At 61.1% G+C, this 16675-nt stretch carries 19 protein-coding genes; 7 read left to right on the plus strand and 12 right to left on the minus strand.

Annotated features, from left to right (window positions below; all coding sequences use genetic code 11):
- Positions 1–63: 63 nt before the first annotated feature.
- On the minus strand, positions 64–834 hold the full coding sequence (locus B2696_RS00660) for a hypothetical protein (RefSeq protein WP_276623493.1): 771 nt from the start codon (positions 832–834) through the stop codon (positions 64–66).
- A gap of 105 nt (positions 835–939) precedes the next feature.
- Between B2696_RS00660 and B2696_RS00665 the strand changes: the two genes are divergently transcribed.
- Together B2696_RS00665 and B2696_RS00670 are read left to right on the plus strand one after the other, a co-directional pair.
- Positions 940–2076, plus strand: a complete 1137-nt coding sequence (locus B2696_RS00665) for an Mrp/NBP35 family ATP-binding protein (protein ID WP_075729575.1) — start codon at positions 940–942, stop codon at positions 2074–2076.
- Between the two features lies 1 nt (position 2077).
- A complete protein-coding gene (locus B2696_RS00670) occupies positions 2078–2869 on the plus strand; it encodes an ABC transporter ATP-binding protein (protein ID WP_376778849.1) in 792 nt (263 codons plus the stop codon).
- On the opposite strand, the gene B2696_RS00675 is transcribed toward B2696_RS00670, so the two are convergent.
- From B2696_RS00675 to sigE, 3 genes are read right to left on the minus strand one after another with little or no spacing between them, the layout of a single operon-like run.
- Positions 2862–3311 (minus strand): twin-arginine translocase TatA/TatE family subunit, encoded by a 450-nt coding sequence (locus B2696_RS00675; protein ID WP_286953299.1) that lies wholly within the window; start codon positions 3309–3311, stop codon positions 2862–2864. The genes B2696_RS00670 and B2696_RS00675 overlap by 8 nt on opposite strands.
- Before the next feature lie 25 nt (positions 3312–3336).
- Positions 3337–3771, minus strand: a complete 435-nt coding sequence (locus B2696_RS00680) for an anti-sigma factor family protein (RefSeq protein ID WP_075729572.1) — start codon at positions 3769–3771, stop codon at positions 3337–3339.
- 34 nt (positions 3772–3805) lie between these two features.
- Positions 3806–4426, minus strand: a complete 621-nt coding sequence (gene sigE, locus B2696_RS00685) for an RNA polymerase sigma factor SigE (protein WP_286953300.1) — start codon at positions 4424–4426, stop codon at positions 3806–3808.
- A gap of 152 nt (positions 4427–4578) precedes the next feature.
- Here sigE and B2696_RS00690 point away from each other — a divergent pair, with 152 nt between their 5' ends.
- Entirely contained in the window at positions 4579–5226 is a 648-nt protein-coding gene (locus B2696_RS00690) for an O-methyltransferase (protein WP_075729570.1), read from the plus strand.
- On the opposite strand, the gene glgC is transcribed toward B2696_RS00690, so the two are convergent.
- Positions 5223–6449, minus strand: a complete 1227-nt coding sequence (gene glgC, locus B2696_RS00695) for a glucose-1-phosphate adenylyltransferase (protein ID WP_286953304.1) — start codon at positions 6447–6449, stop codon at positions 5223–5225. The genes B2696_RS00690 and glgC overlap by 4 nt on opposite strands.
- 109 nt (positions 6450–6558) lie before the next feature.
- Between glgC and glgA the strand changes: the two genes are divergently transcribed.
- Both glgA and B2696_RS00705 read left to right on the plus strand, forming a co-directional pair.
- On the plus strand, positions 6559–7713 hold the full coding sequence (gene glgA, locus B2696_RS00700) for a glycogen synthase (RefSeq protein WP_286953306.1): 1155 nt from the start codon (positions 6559–6561) through the stop codon (positions 7711–7713).
- 10 nt (positions 7714–7723) lie between these two features.
- Positions 7724–9166, plus strand: a complete 1443-nt coding sequence (locus tag B2696_RS00705; protein WP_286953308.1) for a GH32 C-terminal domain-containing protein — start codon at positions 7724–7726, stop codon at positions 9164–9166.
- A gap of 165 nt (positions 9167–9331) precedes the next feature.
- Here B2696_RS00705 and B2696_RS00710 read toward each other — a convergent pair whose 3' ends face one another.
- From B2696_RS00710 to dapE, 7 genes are all read right to left on the minus strand, one after another.
- Entirely contained in the window at positions 9332–10189 is an 858-nt protein-coding gene (locus B2696_RS00710) for a methyltransferase domain-containing protein (protein WP_286953309.1), read from the minus strand.
- Positions 10190–10198: 9 nt separating this feature from the next.
- The gene (locus tag B2696_RS00715) at positions 10199–10366 is read right to left on the minus strand and encodes a DUF3117 domain-containing protein (protein WP_075729565.1); all 168 of its coding nucleotides are present in this window, start codon (positions 10364–10366) and stop codon (positions 10199–10201) included.
- A gap of 93 nt (positions 10367–10459) precedes the next feature.
- On the minus strand, positions 10460–10717 hold the full coding sequence (locus B2696_RS00720) for a DivIVA domain-containing protein (RefSeq protein ID WP_075729564.1): 258 nt from the start codon (positions 10715–10717) through the stop codon (positions 10460–10462).
- Between the two features lie 2 nt (positions 10718–10719).
- Positions 10720–11454: a glucosyl-3-phosphoglycerate synthase gene (locus B2696_RS00725; RefSeq protein ID WP_276623500.1), complete on the minus strand. Its 735-nt coding sequence runs from the start codon at positions 11452–11454 to the stop codon at positions 10720–10722.
- Positions 11451–12263, minus strand: coding sequence for a dihydropteroate synthase (gene folP, locus B2696_RS00730; protein WP_075731075.1), 813 nt, complete (start codon positions 12261–12263; stop codon positions 11451–11453). The genes B2696_RS00725 and folP overlap by 4 nt, the downstream gene beginning before the upstream one ends.
- A gap of 14 nt (positions 12264–12277) precedes the next feature.
- Entirely contained in the window at positions 12278–13042 is a 765-nt protein-coding gene (locus B2696_RS00735) for a TIGR00730 family Rossman fold protein (protein ID WP_075729562.1), read from the minus strand.
- A gap of 10 nt (positions 13043–13052) precedes the next feature.
- Positions 13053–14135 (minus strand): succinyl-diaminopimelate desuccinylase, encoded by a 1083-nt coding sequence (gene dapE, locus B2696_RS00740; RefSeq protein WP_276623501.1) that lies wholly within the window; start codon positions 14133–14135, stop codon positions 13053–13055.
- A gap of 89 nt (positions 14136–14224) precedes the next feature.
- On the opposite strand from dapE, the gene B2696_RS00745 reads away from it, so the two are divergent.
- Positions 14225–15586, plus strand: coding sequence for an amino acid permease (locus B2696_RS00745; RefSeq protein WP_286953320.1), 1362 nt, complete (start codon positions 14225–14227; stop codon positions 15584–15586).
- A 54-nt stretch (positions 15587–15640) separates the two neighbouring features.
- Positions 15641–16612, plus strand: coding sequence for a 2,3,4,5-tetrahydropyridine-2,6-dicarboxylate N-succinyltransferase (gene dapD / locus B2696_RS00750; protein ID WP_286953322.1), 972 nt, complete (start codon positions 15641–15643; stop codon positions 16610–16612).
- Positions 16613–16675 lie beyond the last annotated feature (63 nt).

Below are 16675 nucleotides of genomic sequence, written 5' to 3' on the forward strand. Positions count from 1 at the left end.
AAACCCCTCCAGCCCCGTTCCTTCCACTTCAGGAAAGAACGGGGCTGGAGTTTTTATTGCCTACTATCCGGCGCTGGAGGCATCGGCTTTATTAGAAGAGTCTTTATCGCCGCCCGTATCTAGGCTGCCCGCGCCCGAGGACTGCGAGACCCAAGAGCGGGTGGCTTCCTCGACCGAGGTAGCACGCGCTTGGGCGATAATCTTGTCAATCTCTTCCTTGGTCAGGAACTTGGTCAGCGAGGACACCGCCAAGAGCTGCTCGCGGTCGAAGATGCCCTTTTCATAGATAGCAACGTAGTTTTCCGGAAGTTGCGGGCGGGCGCTTGCGCAGCCCTCTGCGCTCGAGGGCTCCACCACCGCAAGGTCGGCGGGCAGCGAACCCATCAGTGCGATATGCGTGCGCGCGAGGTAGTCCTCCCCCGAGGCATCGTGCTTATCTTGGACAAAGTCCTGCGAAATCTCCTGCGCCTGCGGGGCATCGAAGTAATCCAGGAGCACTCCCGTACAGCCCACAAAGAGGTTGCCTCCCAAGGGGTCCGCGTTCGGCGTTGCGGTCGCTGTGGCACTGTCCTGCCCGCGCACGACTACGGCGGCGCGCCCCTCTTCGAGCAGCGTGTATTTATAGAGATCTGCGATGACCTCTTGCTCAATGCCCCCGGTCATCTCCTCGGTGCTCGTACCGGCGGTATTGACCACGATCTGCACCGGCTGAGTGGCCGCGGGTTCCGCAGGCGGGGTGGGATCGAAGCGGGAACAGGAAGCCAGCACCAGCCCGCAAGCCACGAGGGCTAACGAGGCGGCCCGCCTGCGGGGCGAGTCAGAAAGGTGGCGCATGTGATTCTTCCTCATCTATGTAGAAGGGCTCAAAGTGGGCGCATGTGATTCTACACTGGCCAGCGTTTAACTTATGGCCCACCATGACTAAGATGGTGAGGTGTTATGACTAGTACTATTACTGAATCCGCCGTACAGGCTGCGCTGGCCCGCGTGGAGGACCCGGAGATCGGCCGGCCCATCACCGAGCTCGACATGATCAAGTCCATCGCCATCGATGGCAATGATGTCGCCGTTGAGGTCTATCTCACCATCGCCGGATGCCCCATGAAATCCACGATCGAGAAGAACACTCGCGCCGCCCTCGAGGACATCGACGGCATAGGCTCGGTTTCCGTCTCTCTCGATGCCATGAGTGACGAGCAGCGCCGCGCTCTCAAGCAGAAGCTGCGCGGCGGCCAGGCAGAGCCCGAGATTCCCTTCGCCAAGCCGGACTCAACCACCCGCGTCTTTGCTGTGGCCTCGGGTAAAGGCGGCGTCGGCAAGTCCACCGTGACCGTGAACCTCGCCGCAGCGCTCGCGCACAAGGGCTTGAAGGTGGGCATCGTTGACGCCGATATTTATGGCCACTCCGTGCCTGGCCTGCTCGGTTCCACCGCCGGCCCCACCGTTTTGGATGATGAGATGCTCCTACCTCCCATCTCGCACGGTATCAAGCACATCTCCATCGGCCAGTTTGTGCAGGGCAATGCCCCCGTGGTCTGGCGCGGTCCGATGTTGCACCGCGCCCTCCAGCAGTTCTTGGGAGATGTTTTCTGGGGCGATCTCGATGTGCTCCTGCTCGATCTTCCTCCCGGCACCGGTGACATTGCGCTATCGGTGGCGCAGCTGATCCCTAACGCCGAGCTTCTCATCGTCACCACCCCGCAGGCGGCAGCGGCCGAGGTGGCCGAGCGCGCCGGTTCGGTGGCGCAACAGACCCGCCAGCGCGTTGCCGGCGTTGTTGAGAACATGGGCGCCATGGCTCTGCCCGATGGCAGCACCCTTGACGTCTTCGGCACCGGTGGCGGCAAGGTAGTCGCTGATCGCCTGAGCACCATCCTTGGCCATGAGGTTCCAGTGCTGGCGGAGGTTCCCCTCGATCCCGCGCTGCGCACCGGCGGGGATGCCGGCGTCCCCATCGTCCTCAACTCTCCCGAGACTCCCGCCGCCAAGGCCTTCCTGGCCCTCGCGGACAAGCTCGCTATTCGTTCCGAGTCCCTCGTCGGCAAGACGCTCGGGCTCGGGGTGACGAGGCACTAGCGTGTCCGCCCCGGTACTCCACGCCACGGATCTGCACGTTATCCGCAATGGCGTGGACATCCTCGCGCTCGAACAGCTCGACATCTCTGCGGGAGAGCATTGGGCAATCTTAGGTCCCAACGGGGCGGGAAAATCCACGCTGCTAAAGGTCTTGGGGACCCGGGAGTTTCCCTCGCGCGGCCACGTCGACATCCTCGGGGAAACACTTGGGCGCACGGACGTCTTCGCCCTACGCCGGCGAATCGGTTATGTCGATCCCAAGCAACGGCTGGGAGACATCGACTGCACAGAGGCAGTGATGTCCGGTATTACAGCTTCCAACGGCCTCATTCCGCGCTGGGAGCCGAGCAAGAGAGATCTTCAGGTGACTGGGCAATCCATCGAGCTCGTCGGAATGCAAACTCGGGCGCATCACCGTTGGATGCGCATGAGCCAGGGCGAGAAGGCTCGCACGCTCATCGCCCGCGCCCTCGTCACTGAGCCGGAGCTTTTGCTTCTCGACGAACCCTCCACCGGACTCGACCTTCCCGGCCGGGAAAGGATTCTGACCACCCTCGATCTTCTTCGACAGAGCCAGAAGCGGCTGGCGAGCGTCACTATCACTCACCACGTCGAGGAGATCGCGGCCTCTACTACCCACGCGCTCCTAATCAAGGATGGCGGTGCGCTGGCCGCAGGGGAAATCTCAGAGACACTCAACTCGCGCAATCTCTCCGAGCTCTATGACATGGATGTGGATCTTCACACCTACCGTGGGCGCTGGATGTCCTTTGCTGCAGACGGCCCTAGGTAATATCCGCCCATGAGAATCCGCCGCCCGAAGAATAGTCTCCGCTCTGCGTATCCGGCTTCTTTTCTTCCGCCTTCGGCTTGTTGCTCACCGGGCTTTCACTAATTTGCGGCTTCTTGCCCAGGTCTTCCTGCAGCTTCTTCGGGTTGAAGTCATCCCACACGGAATCATCTCCATCGAGCAAAGCCTTGGTGATAGCCCCACGCGGCCCCAGGCGCGACCACTCAGCAGCCTGAGAAATGGGCCCGCTGAAGGCCTGCAGCTCTGAGGACAGCTCCCCCATCTCGCCATTGAGCTCTGCCTTGGCGTTATTTATAGCCTTACGAGCCGCGTAGATAGCCGCGCGCACGTCCGCGATAACTCCCGGCAAGCGCTCGGGACCAATGACCACAATGGCCAGCAAGATGATGACAGCAATCTCTGTCCAACCAATCGAAGAGAACACGGTGCTATCTTAGACCTTCATCCCATTATCCGCGCTGGTTGCGTTTGATGGCTCGAAAAACCATCTCTACTTTATCCAAGAAGTCCTGTTGAGGACGATAAGCAGGCGTAGCGGCATCCGGACCCAGCTTAGGGACCTCGACGGCGATATTGGCCAGCTTTTCCATCAGGCTCTGAGGTGCGCGCACCTGCGAATCTACATTGCAGTGGCGTAGCCATTCGGAGGCATTTCTTTGCTCGTGTACTTCCGCCCGACACTCGGGGCAGTGCACGAGATGGACTCGGACGCGGTGCATCGACTTCGGCTCCATCTCACTGTCCACGAAGGCCACAACGGCCTCGGGACCTAGGTGGCCGATGGTGTCTTGGCGGCGGGCACGTGCCTTCGCCTTATTGATTGGCCGCGGACTACTTCCCCGCAGCGAAAAGGAATGACTTGCCCGTCCGGAAACGGATTCCATCTTCTTCCTCCTTGTGCGTTGAGCTAAAAGTTCCCTAGCGGTTGCGCAGCAAAAGTCGCGTCTCCGCGTTTGTCCGCGCTTCTTTCTCAAGCGCCTTGCGCAGTTGGGAGCGCCCGCGGTGAATGCGGGAGCGCACGGTTCCCATCTTCACCCCGAGGGTCTCCGCAATTTCGTCATAGCTCATTCCCACCACGTCACAGAGAACAACCGCCACGCGGAAGTCTGGGCTGAGCTCATCCAACGCGGCTTGGAGCGCTGGATCAAGGTTGGCCACGCTATAAGCCTGCTCCGGCGTCATGTCCGTGCCAGGAACCCGCTCATAGTCTTCTGGAAGGGCCTCCATCCGAATCTTCGAACGGTGGCGGACCATGTCTAGGAAGAGATTCGTGGTGATACGATGCAGCCAGCCCTCAAAAGTTCCGGCCTGGTACTTATTGAGGGAGCGGAACACTCGCATGAATGTTTCCTGCGTCAGATCCTCGGCATCGTGCTTATTGCCCGAGAGGCGAAAAGCCAAGCGGTAGACACTATCTGCGTGCTCGGCCACCAAATCACCCCACGAGGGCATGGTGGAAACTCCCGCATCAAACGCGGCAGTACCTTTCAGCTCCGGCTCGGGGTCAGAATTGACCGCATCGCGATTAGTTTTTGTCATAAGTCATAGTTTCCCAAATTTGTCTCCCAAACACCAGACATGGCACTGGAAACTACCTGTGAGTCAGTAACATCCTCCCCACCTGTATCAATTCGGCGTGGTCGCGCGCGTTTTTCGGGCAATCTCGCGCGCTTTTCCCTATGGTTTTAAATGTGACTACAACGGCCTATGACGCACTGCGTAACTATATCGAATCCACCAGCGAAGTATCTGCGGCCCTCGCCGGCGCCCGCGCTCACGCCGAGGAGTACGGTCTCCCCGTGCCGGATGAGCCCACCGGCCAGCTGCTGAGCACTCTCGCGGCAGCCTCATCCATTCCAGGCGAGCGCTGCCAGGCGGTAGCCATCACCCCAGCCGCCAGCGTGGTCGGCCTCTATCTCCTCAGCGGGCTTTCGGAAAATGGAATCCTCACCTGCATTGACCCCGAGGTAGAGCATCAACAAAGCGCAAAGAAAGCCTTCCGCGAGGCTGGTTTTCCAGCCAGCCGGGGGCGTTTCCTTCCTGCCCGTCCGCTCGAGGTCATGGGGCGCCTAGCTGCAGACTCCTACCAAGTCATCTACGCTGATGTTCCCGCCCTTGACATGCCCGCTCTCATCAAAGCCTCTTGGCCGCTATTGCGTCAGTCCGGCACACTCGTGATGGCCAATTCCCTACTCGACGGCACCTTGGGCGACACCAGCCGCAGCGACCGCGACACCGCTTCGGCGCGCGAAGCAGACGAGTACGTTCGCGGCATTGATAATGCCGTTGTTACCCGTCTGCCTCTAGGTTCCGGGCTCACGCTCGTAACTAAGCGCTAGCTGCTTTCAATCACTTCGTTCTTACCAACGACTACTACTCCACCCTCGGAGACCTTGAAGCGCCTATCGTCGCGCTCGCGGTCAACCCCGATGATAGCTCCGTCTTGGACCACCACGTTCTTGTCCAAGATGGCGTGGCGAACCACGGCGCCTTTGCCGATTCGAACGCCGGGCAACAACACCGAGCCTTCCACGGTGGCGCCGTCTGCCACCCGCACGTCCGAGGAAAGCACGGAGTTACGTACCGTTCCTCCCGAGACGATGCAGCCTGGGGCCACCATCGAGGACTGCGCAATGCCGTTTTGCACGAACTTAGCCGGTGGCAAGTTGTTCTCATCCGTGGAATGGATAGGCCACTTGCTGCTGTAAAGGTTGAAAATGGGGTGAACCGAGATGAGGTCCATATGAGCCTCGTAGAAAGAGTCGATGGTACCGACATCACGCCAGTAGCCATGATCCCGCTCGGTAGCGCCAGGCACCTCATTCGCCATGAAGTCATAGACGTGAGCCTCCCCACGCCCGACGAAGTAAGGGATAATATCTCCGCCCATGTCATGGGTGGAGTCCTCGTCCTTTTCATCGACCAACAAGGCGTCAATGAGAGCTTGGGCGGTAAACACGTAGTTACCCATCGAGGCATAGGTCATCGCAGGATCATCGGGGGTAGCAGGAGGGTTCTCCGGCTTTTCCAAAAACTCCGTTATGGTTCCCATGCCGTCTGCCTGGATGCAGCCGAAGGCAGAAGCTTCCTCGCGCGGCACTCGGATGCCAGCCACAGAGCACTCTAGGCCAGTGGCGATATGCTCCTCCACCATCTGTGAAGGATCCATGCGGTAGACGTGATCCGCACCGAATACGATGACGTAGTCAGGATTCTCGTCATAGATGAGGTTGAGGGACTGCAAGATAGCGTCTGCAGAGCCCATGTACCAGCGCTTTCCCAGGCGCTGCTGTGCGGGCACAGAGGCGATGTATTGCGGAGTTGGCCCCGACAAGTTCCAGGCCTGGGAAATGTGCCTATCTAAGGAGTGCGATTTGTACTGAGTCAAGACCGCAATCTTGAGGTAGCCCGCATTGACCAAGTTGGACAAAACGAAGTCAATGAGGCGGTAGGAGCCTCCAAAAGGCACGGCGGGCTTGGCGCGGTCTTCGGTCAAAGGAAAAAGGCGCTTTCCTTCACCGCCCGCGAGGACGAGAGCAAGGACATTAGGCTGGCTTTTCACACCTACCAACTTATTATTGTTTGGGAAAGTTTGCAGTAAACAAATTTGAACCTCTACCCCCGTTAACCGTCCCTGCACGCATGCCCGGAACGCCGTATTCTAGATACCTATGAGAGCCGGAATCTTTTCCAAGGAATACCCGCCAGAGATCTATGGCGGCGCCGGAGTACATGTCGCAGAGCTGACGCGTTTTATGCGGAAGCTCATTGATGTCTCCGTTCACTGCGCGGGCGCGCCCCGACATGAGAAGGATGTCTTTGCCCACGGAGTAGATCCGGAGTTGGACAACGCGAATCCCGCGTTGCAAACCCTCTCCATGGGCCTGCGCATGGCTAATGCCGCCTCCGATATCGACGTCGCTCACTCGCACACGTGGTACACCGGCCTTGCCGGTCACCTCGCGGGCCGGCTTTATGATATCCCGCACGTAGTAACAGCCCACTCCTTGGAGCCCCATCGGCCGTGGAAGCGCGAGCAGCTCGGCGGCGGCTACGCGGTTTCATCTTGGTCGGAAAAGAACGCCATGGAATACGCCGATGCAGTCATCGCCGTATCCGCTGGCATGAAGACCTCGATACTCGAGGCATACCCGCGCATCGAGCCGGATAAGGTCCATGTGGTGCTCAATGGCATCGACACCGAACTATGGACGCCGCGTGAGCCGAAGTACCTGGAGCAGATCGGCGTCGACAAGCAGCGGCCGATTGTTGCTTTCGTCGGGCGCATCACCAGGCAAAAGGGCGTGCGGCACCTGTTGAAGGCTGCTGCCCACTTTGATGATGACGTCCAGCTCGTCCTCTGCGCGGGTGCCCCGGATACCCCCGAAATTGCCGCCGAGACCGCACAGCTGGTCGAGGAACTTCAGCAAACGCGTGATGGCGTTTATTGGGTGCAAGAAATGCTCTCCCGCGAGACCATCCAGGAGGTCTACTCAGGAGCCGATGTATTCATCTGCCCCTCGATCTACGAGCCCCTGGGGATAGTTAACCTTGAGGCAATGGCCTGTGGGACCGCGGTCGTAGCTTCCAATGTCGGCGGAATCCCCGAGGTTGTCGTCGATGGAGAAACAGGCATCCTCGTCAACTACGACGAATCTGATCCCGCAGGTTTCGAAGCAGACCTCGCCCGAGCGGTCAACGAGTTGGCCCACGACAGGTCCCGCGCGCATGCCTTCGGCGTTGCTGGGCGGCGGCGCGCCACCGAAGATTTTTCTTGGGCCACCATTGCCGCCCAGACCGTCGACATCTATCGCTCACTGATTTAGAGAGGAAACCGTGACAATTCACCGTCCCGAACTACATTTCGTCCCTGAAACAGGCATCGTCGAAGCGCCCGCCGGCGTCCTCCTCGATGGGCATCGCTGGCAGCTGTTTTTCCAGTACAAGCACTCTCCGGACAGTGCCTCCCGGTGGGGTCATTCCTACTCGGAAGAACAGCCCTTCGATTGGCTCGAATGCGATGATGTCCTCGCTCCTGCTGGTGGCGAGCTCTCCCTGCGGGCGGGCTCCGTGGCTGCCGGGGTCGACTCCATAAACCTCTACTTCACGTCGGTGACCTCCGTGTCCACCTCCGTGCGGCTCGCGCGCTTCCCCGGCTTCGACCACGTCTGCGAAGTCTCAGACGCCGTGGATGAGCTCGATCCGCACGTTGTCCGCTACGGCGAGGTGGCCAAGCCAACCACGGATTATAAGCGCTTCCGCTCCCCTTCCGTCGTGCCGGATTGGGCCGCTGAAGACCGCGAAGAGGGCCACCGTGGCTGGCTCATGCTAGCCCTCACCGGTCATTCTGAAGCCCCAGTTCCCGTCATTCTCCGCAGTCCAGACGGCGTTGCATGGAACTTCGAGGGCCCGCTGGAACTCATCGGTGATCCAGAGTTTCTCGCCGGCGAAGTGCCAGCCACCTCGCCGCTTCCCCCTGTGGTCTCTCCGCGCATCATTCGCCTGCGCGACGAGATTGACGGCCGCATCTACGATGTCTTGCTCGTAACCTTGGAGCGCAACCACCGTGACGTTTCCGGCTACTTGGTTGGCTACCTCGAAGGCACCCAGTTCCGCATCTCCACTGGCTTTCGACGCATCGACTTCGGGCATGATTTCTCCCGTCCCCGCAACACCAACTTCACCGAAGGTACGGTCAGCCAAGAGCAGCGCTTCGATTCCGCCATTCTCTTTGGGCTACTCAACGGCGGCAGCAGGCTCGATGACCCCACCAGCCACCCCACTTTCGCCGAGGAGGGCTGGGCCAATAGCCTTTCTCTGCCGCGCCGGGTAACCCTGCAGGGCGGGAAGCTCTTCCAGACACCGGTGCGCGGCCTTCCTGACGCAGTCCAGCACTCTGATCGCGCTCGCTCCTGGACGGGCCTCTTGCACGTTCCGGCTGACTCTGCGGTCCGCGTTTCGCTTGTCGACGGCGAAGGAAACCCCGCCGCCATCATCACCCACAGCGGCGAGACGCTGAGTTTGGACCGCTCCATGGGAACGGCCTTCGACGGTTACTTCGCCGACTGCGCGCCAGCGCGAGCCGAGCTCGCTGAGGGGGACTCGGACTCGCTGACCATCATCGTTGACGGAGCTACCGTCGAGGTCTTTGCTGATGGCGGGCAGGTCGCCATGGCCTCCCGGGTGTATTTTCCTGGCGGCTGCTCGAAGATAGAGGTCGAGACTACCAACAACGCTTCCGTCGAGCAGAGCTGGCAGCGCACCGGTTCGAAGGTGTAGCACCTGCTCCGCCCCATGTCCTCCCCCCCCTTGCCCCTTCGCGAGCACGGGCGGGTTCTTTTTGCGCACCACACCGCCCGAGTGTGTACGCGAAGGGACATCGACGGGAGGCAGGACTGAACCGGGAGGCCGGGCTGAGCCCAAGTAGCGAGTAAAGAGGTGCCGCTAGAGTGCGCGGAGCCGGTCGAGACGCGCGCGGGCGGTAACCGTCATGGAAGCGGGAAGCGCCGCCATGCGCTCGGCGAGTTCTGCTGGGCTGATGTGGCGGGCGGAGGGGCTCATCTTGACCTGAGCAGCGATAGAGTCCTTATCGAGCTCGATCGGGAAAGAAATATCGACCGGATCGCTGGACTGTTCGAGGAAGCCTGCGGCTTGCTCGTACATCCGCTCGACCTTGCCTTCTTCCACCCCGAGGATGCCCAAGGGCTCGCGCAACTCGTTGAGGTGGCCGGCCCCGGGAGTAAGCACGATGACCTCGCCGCCTGGGCGCAGGACGCGGCGAAACTCCGCCGGGTTGCGCGGGGCGAAAACCACCGAAATTGCGTCGATCGAAGAATCCTGCAGCGGCAAACGCTCCCAGACGTCTGCTACAACCGCGCCAATTCGCGGGTGGGCCTTGGCAAGGTGGCGCGCAGCGTGCGGGGAAATATCCAGCCCAACGCCACGCGAGCCAGCGATGGAATCGAGGGTATGCGCCAAGTAGTAGCCGGTTCCCGCGCCAACCTCGAGAAGAGTGGGAGATTCTGCCTCGGCGCCATCGAGGGCATCTTGGACGCTGCCGGTAACTGCTTCCACGAAGGGGGCGAAATGCCCGCGGGACAGGTAGGCTTCTCGGGCGGAGACCATGTCCATGTCATCACCGTGGTGCTTGAGTCCTGGGCCGGCAGCGAGGGTTACATAACCCTGTTTGGCCACATCAAAAGAGTGGCTTGACTCCGACACCAAGCGAGAATAATCATCGGCGCCGTGCAGCGCGGTCCCGTCCATGGGATCCGCAAGTAGATCAATAATCGTGGAAAGCATGACTCCAGACTAGCTGGAAACCGCGATGAGCAAGGCGCCCAACTCGGCGGCTTCCTCTTTGTTTAGCTCGACGACGATGCGTCCCCCGCCGTCCGAAGGGATGCGCATAACGATCTTACGGGATTCCTCCACCGCTTCCATCGGTCCACCAGTGGTTCGTGGCTTCATAGCTGCCATGTTGTCATCCGTTCTAAGAGAAAAGTAGGTATTACTAGTTCCAGTTTAGCCCCTTTTCCCCGCGGCCGGTTTTTAAGCGTGATACAGCACACTTTAGCGCGCGCGCAGCTTGGCCTCCAGCGCGGCGAGAAGATCATCAACTTGGTCCTGGCGATATCCCCGCGGCACCACCTCGAAGGCGATGGCGCGAAAGTCCCCTTCTTCCACAGCGCGGCGATTGCTCGCCATCACCGACCGCGGCTCATCAAGAGGAGGCAGCACCTCACCGCGCCCAAAAATAGTGCCCCACGCCCACGTCCCGAGGATGACTAAGGCCACGAGCACCACGATAAGAACAATCCACGACAGCATGCCTAAATCCTATCCTCCAGTGCGGGGCGCTGCTCAACGCCCTGCTTGGCGACGCCCGCCCGCGTCAAGATAGTAGCCGCCACCACGTCCGCCATGGAGGCGAGCTCCTCGAGCGGGCGGTTGCGATGCACGCGCAGGCCGAGGTCCACCTCGGCGATGGCGGAGGTGCCGTGACGCTGGCCGACGTCGATAAGCAGGCCCGCCTCTACCCCATAGCCGGCGACGAAAGGCAAGTGGCGGGCGCTGCTCGCACGCAGGGCATACTCCCCGCCCAAGGGCTGATTGATGTGGGCCAGCTCGGGGAAGAACTGGCGCAGCAAGGGCTTCGCCGTCAGCTCGGTCACGCGGCCTCCACCGTGGGGCTGGCCGTCGAGCGAGCGCCGGTACCGAGCCTTGACCATATGAATATCCGGCGATGAAAAGGGCCTTGCCAGGGCGGACACCATGCCGGGGCGCGCGGACTCTAGGTCGGCGTCAATAAAGACGATGACCTCGCCGCGCGCGGCGGCCACTCCCCTCCACAGTGATTCGCCCTTGCCAGGACGAGGTGGATCGGGCAATGCCTCGCGCCAGTTGATGACGCGCGCGCCCGCTTCCTGAGCCCGGCGCGCCGTGGCATCTGTCGAATCCGCGTCGATGACGATGACTTCCTCCGGAGCATCCGCCAGGCAACTGCGCACCACCTCGGCGACGGTGGCCTCCTCATTTAACGCCGGGATGACTACGGAAACCCTCATGCCAGGCCGCGAGTGGTGTGTAATGGAGCCATATCGCCGGCGATGGCGGCGGTCATGCGAATGACGTCGATGGTCTCCGTCACCTCGTGTGCGCGAAAGGCCGCGACTCCGCGGGCGGCGCACCACGCTGTAGCGGCCAAGGTGCCAGCGAGGCGTTCGCCCACGGGGCGATCCAGCGTTTCGCCGACGAAGTCCTTATTCGATAGCGCCATGAGCACCGGCCACCCAGTTGCTACCAACTCCTCTACTCGGCGCAGAAGCTCCAGCCCGTGGAAAGTATTCTTGCCAAAATCGTGCGTTGGGTCGATGAAGGTGAGAGCCTCCGGACAGCCCAGGCTCGCGGCCCTTTCGGCCTGCCTCGTTGTCTCCGCTATCACTTCGGCGACGACATCGTCGTAGTGGACGCGATGGGGGCGCGTGCGCGGCACGGCGCCACCGGTGTGCGAGCATACGTAACCGACGCGATTGTGCCCCGCGACCTCGACGAGCTCTGGGTCCCATCCGGCCCAGGTGTCATTGATGAGCCCTGCTCCTGCGGCAATTGCCTCCTGTGCGACGCTCGCCCGCCAGGTATCGACCGAGATTAGCGCGCTGGGATGTCTGCGGTGGACCGCGGTGACGATGGGCACGACGCGGTCGATCTCTTCCTGCGCATCTACTGCCTCCCCCGGCCCGGCCTTGACCCCGCCGACATCAATAATGCCCGCACCGGCGGCGATTACTTCGTCACAGCGCTGCAGCGCAGTGTCGAGACCGAATGTTGCGCCCTTGTCATAGAAGGAGTCAGGCGTGCGATTAACAATCGCCATCACCGTGGCCAGGCTCAATTGAAATCCTTAATGCGCTTATCGCTGAGCACGCTGTGCCGGCGGACGATGTGCTCCACGGCCTCGGCCGGATCATCCGTAACGAGGAAGAGATCTAGGTCGTGCTCATGGATGTATCCGCCGTCTGCCAGAGTCTTTTCCATCCATTCGACCAAGCCAGACCAGAACTGCGTGCCGATGAGCACCATGGGGAAGTTCGTGACCTTCTTGGTCTGCACCATGCACAAGACCTCGAAGAACTCATCCATGGTCCCCAATCCGCCGGGCAGGCAGACAAAGGCCTGCGAGTACTTCAAGAACATGGTCTTGCGCGCGAAGAAGTAGCGGAAGTTGAGGCCCAGATCGACGTACTCGTTGAGTCCTTGCTCGTGCGGCAACTCGATTCCCAACCCCACCGAGAGGCCATTGGCCTCGTGGGCGCCACGGTTGGCAGCCTCCATGAGTCCGGGGCCGCCGCCTGTGATGACAGCGTAATCGGCCTGGGCGAGCTGCTTTCCCACCTCAACACCAAGCTGATAATCGTGGTGGTCGGTGGCGGTCCGAGCGGAACCAAACACGGTGACTGCCTTGGGCAGGCTGGCCAACGCATCGAATCCCGCGACGAACTCGCCTTGGATCCGCAGCACGCGCCAAGGATCGGCGTGCTGCCACTCATGATCCGAACCGGACTCGAGCAGGCGCTGATCATAGGTTGATTCTTGGTCTCCCTCGGAGCGCAGCAGCATCGGGCCGCGCAGGAAACGTAGCTGTTCGGGGGTCAAGGTGTGCTCCTTATGCCGTAAGGTAGCGGGTCAACACGTCTGCGACCTGCGTAATCTGAGAGACGGGGACTTGTTCGTCTTTCTTATGTGCAAAACCGGGATCGCCGGGGCCAAAGTTGACTGCGGGGGTTCCCATCTCGGAAAAGCGCGCCACGTCTGTCCAGCCATACTTGGCGCGGACGTTGCCGCCAACGGCATCGACAAGCGCGCGAGCCGCAGACTGACCCAGGCCGGGCAAGGCCCCACCCGCCACATCATCGACCGTGATCTCGACCTTATCGTGGGTGCCGAGAACCTCACGCACATGCCCCATCGCCTCATCTACGCTGCGATCCGGGGCGAAGCGGAAGTTCACGAACATCCAGGCCTCATCCGGGATGACATTGGTTGCCACCCCCGCCTCGACGTGCACGATGTTGAGGCCCTCGCGGTACGTGCAGCCGTCGATGGTGACCTCGCGGGGCCGATAAGTAGCCACGTTCATCATGACCGGCGCGAGCGTATGGACCGCGTTCGAGCCCAACCACGCCCGAGCCGAGTGAGCCCTGGTGCCATGCGCCGTAACGCGCAGGCGAATCGTGCCCTGGCAGCCAGCCTCAATCATGGCCCCAGAAGGCTCACCCAACAAGGCGATGTCTCCTGCCAACCACTCCGGGTGATCCGCCTGAAGGTGGCCCAGCCCGTTAAATTCCGTGGCGACCTCCTCGCCCTCATAAGCAATGAGGGTGAGATCGTGGCTCAACTCCGGCGAATCATACAAAGTTGCAAAAGCGTGCAGGTAGACGGCCATGCCAGACTTCATATCCACGGTGCCGCAACCCCACATGATGTCGGCCTCGAAGTGATGAGGCACGTTATCGGCGATGGGGACGGTATCGATGTGCCCCGCCAGCACGACCCGTGACTCGAGGCCACGCTTGGTACGTGCGCACACGGTGTTGCCGTGGCGGACGACCTCGACTTTCTGCTGATCGAGGGCGCGCAACGCCTCCTCGACCGCATCGGCTATTTCCTCCTCATGATGAGAAGGGCTAGCTATGTCGACGAGCTGAGCGGTGAGTTGGATGGGGTCTGCAAGAAGATTAATGGTCACAAGCCGCGATAATACTGCCCTCGCGGCCTCATTGCATTGTGTAAGGTACCCATAGATATTCATTTTTTGTTTTAAAAGGGCAGGCAGACATGGCTGATAACGCGCAGCGGCTCAAAACTAGGCATCTGACAATGATGGGGCTCGGCTCCGCAGTGGGTGCCGGACTCTTCCTCGGAGTGGGCCTCGGTGTCCAAGTCTCCGGCACCTCGGTGCTCATTTCCTACGCCGTAGCGGGCGCCTTCGTCTCCATTATCATGTGGATGCTCGGAGAGATGGCCGCTGCTCGGCCTTCTCTCGGCTCCTTCTCCACCTACGCTGGCCAGGCCTTTGGCGGCTGGGCACGGTTCACCATGGGCTGGCTCTACTGGTTCATGCTCGTCATGGTCATGGGCGCTGAAATTACCGGCGCCGCGGCCATCATCTCCTCATGGTTCGGTGTAGCCCCCTGGATACCCGCGCTTATCGCCGTGGTGTTCTTCGCGGTAGTCAACTTCGCCGCCGTCCGCGGCTTCGGCGAGTTCGAGTTCTGGTTCGCCATCATCAAGGTCGCGGTCATCATCGGCTTCTTGCTCATCGGCCTCCTGATGCTCTTCGGGGCCCTACCCGGCCTAGACCTCGATCGCGCCGGGGCGAACTTTACCGAGAACTTCATGCCCAATGGCATGCCCGGTTTCGCTGCGGGGCTCTTGGCTGTGGCCTTCGCCTTTGGTGGCATCGAGCTCGTGACCATCGCCGCTGCCGAGTCCGAGGACCCAGCCAACAACGTCGCCACTGCGGTGCGCGCGGTCATCTTCCGCATCATGGTCTTCTACATCGGTTCGGTCCTCGTTATCACCATGGTCCTGCCTTTTGCTTCCATCCGCGACGCCGACGTCGCTGCGGACTCCCCCTTCACCCTCGTGCTCGAGGCCGCCCAGGTGCCCTTCACTGCTGGTTTCATGGAAGTCATCATCGCGCTCGCGCTGCTTTCAGCGTTTAACGCGCAAATCTATGCCACCTCGCGCCTCGTCTTTGACATGGCTCGTGACGGCTCCGCGCCTAAGCTTCTGCTCAAGCGTAATAACTCGGGCTCGCCCGTAGCCGCAGTCACCCTGTCGATGATCTTTGCTTTCGGCTCCGTCGCGCTCCAGTACTGGAACCCGCCTGGACTGCTGGCTTTCTTGTTCAACGCCGTCGGCGGTTGCCTGCTTGTCATCTGGATCTTCATCGTCTGCTCTTATCTCAAGCTGCATCCCATCCTCAAGGAGCGTGGCGAGCTTTCCACCCTGCGCGTCATCGGCTTCCCGTGGCTGCCGCTGTTCACCCTCCTTGCTATAGCCGCACTACTCATCTTGATGCTCTTAGACCCCACAGCACGCAACCAGGTTGTCGCCGTCGCTGTCTTGACGTTGGCTTTGGTCGTCGTCTCCTTCCTCGTGCCCAGCGTGCGAAGGAACGACGTCCCCGCCTAGGTGTGTATGCTTTTCTGTGACTACTTTCCATCTTGACTAAGGCTCTTAATTTCTATGACTTCAGCATCCGCACGCGGCTTGGCCACCATCACTCACGACGGAACGGTCCTCGATGTCTGGTTCCCCGCGGTCCACACCGACCAGTCGTTAGAAAAGACCGGAACGGTTCGTCTCTCCGAGACGCCACAGCAGTTCGCAGCGCTGGCAGGCCCCGATGAGGAGCGCGGCGTCGCTCGCGTCGCCGTGGAGACTTCCATCGCCGACCTCGATGACGCTCCCGTCGACACCTACGATGTCTATCTGCGTCTCCACCTACTCTCCCACCGCGCAGTCAAGCCTCACGGACTGAACCTCGACGGCATCTTCGGCCACCTCGCCAACGTTGTCTGGACCAACTACGGCCCCTGTGCCGTTTCTGATTTCCAGATGGTGCGCGGGCGTCTCGCCTCGCGCGGTCCAGTCATTGTCTTCTCTGTAGACAAGTTCCCTCGCATGGTCGACTACGTCGTTCCCACCGGCGTACGCATTGCCGACGCCGACCGCGTCCGCCTCGGCGCCTACCTCGCCGAGGGCACGACCGTGATGCATGAAGGCTTTGTCAATTACAACGCCGGCACGCTTGGTACCTCCATGATCGAGGGCCGTGTTTCGGCTGGTGTCGTTGTCGGTGACGGCTCTGATGTCGGAGGCGGAGCCTCCATCATGGGCACGCTCTCCGGCGGCGGCAAGGAAGTCATCTCGCTTGGCAAGCGCTGCCTACTCGGCGCCAACTCAGGCATCGGCATCTCGCTTGGGGACGACGCTGTTGTCGAAGCCGGCCTCTACGTCACCGCCGGCACCAAGATCACCGTGCACGGCAAGGTCGCCGAGGTTCTCGGTGTCGAGGAAGGCACAACGGTTAAGGGCTCTCAGCTCTCCGGAGGCTCCGGCTTCGTTCTACGCCGCAACTCTGTCAGCGGTGCAGTCGAGGCCGTCGAGTGGAAGACCGCTGCCGTCGCGCTGAACCAGGATCTGCACAAGAACTAGAGCCGCTCCCCTGCGGACCCTGCTCCTTCTGCCTTCCGCCTCCAGCCTTCCGCCTCCAAGTGT

The sequence above is a fragment of the Corynebacterium sp. UBA4397 genome (assembly GCF_002390965.1).
Lineage (GTDB): Bacteria > Actinomycetota > Actinomycetes > Mycobacteriales > Mycobacteriaceae > Corynebacterium > Corynebacterium flavescens.

What these genes read in the sequence shown, in the direction of transcription:
- B2696_RS00660 (WP_276623493.1), bottom strand. Translation starts at nt 834, where the DNA reads ATGCGCCACCTTTCTGACTCGCCCCGCAGGCGGGCCGCCTCGTTAGCC.
- B2696_RS00665 (WP_075729575.1), top strand. Translation starts at nt 940, where the DNA reads ATGACTAGTACTATTACTGAATCCGCCGTACAGGCTGCGCTGGCCCGC.
- B2696_RS00680 (WP_075729572.1), bottom strand. Translation starts at nt 3,771, where the DNA reads ATGGAATCCGTTTCCGGACGGGCAAGTCATTCCTTTTCGCTGCGGGGA.
- sigE (WP_286953300.1), bottom strand. Translation starts at nt 4,426, where the DNA reads ATGACAAAAACTAATCGCGATGCGGTCAATTCTGACCCCGAGCCGGAG.
- glgA (WP_286953306.1), top strand. Translation starts at nt 6,559, where the DNA reads ATGAGAGCCGGAATCTTTTCCAAGGAATACCCGCCAGAGATCTATGGC.
- B2696_RS00710 (WP_286953309.1), bottom strand. Translation starts at nt 10,189, where the DNA reads ATGCTTTCCACGATTATTGATCTACTTGCGGATCCCATGGACGGGACC.
- B2696_RS00715 (WP_075729565.1), bottom strand. Translation starts at nt 10,366, where the DNA reads ATGGCAGCTATGAAGCCACGAACCACTGGTGGACCGATGGAAGCGGTG.
- B2696_RS00720 (WP_075729564.1), bottom strand. Translation starts at nt 10,717, where the DNA reads ATGCTGTCGTGGATTGTTCTTATCGTGGTGCTCGTGGCCTTAGTCATC.
- B2696_RS00725 (WP_276623500.1), bottom strand. Translation starts at nt 11,454, where the DNA reads ATGAGGGTTTCCGTAGTCATCCCGGCGTTAAATGAGGAGGCCACCGTC.
- folP (WP_075731075.1), bottom strand. Translation starts at nt 12,263, where the DNA reads ATGGCGATTGTTAATCGCACGCCTGACTCCTTCTATGACAAGGGCGCA.
- B2696_RS00745 (WP_286953320.1), top strand. Translation starts at nt 14,225, where the DNA reads ATGGCTGATAACGCGCAGCGGCTCAAAACTAGGCATCTGACAATGATG.
- dapD (WP_286953322.1), top strand. Translation starts at nt 15,641, where the DNA reads ATGACTTCAGCATCCGCACGCGGCTTGGCCACCATCACTCACGACGGA.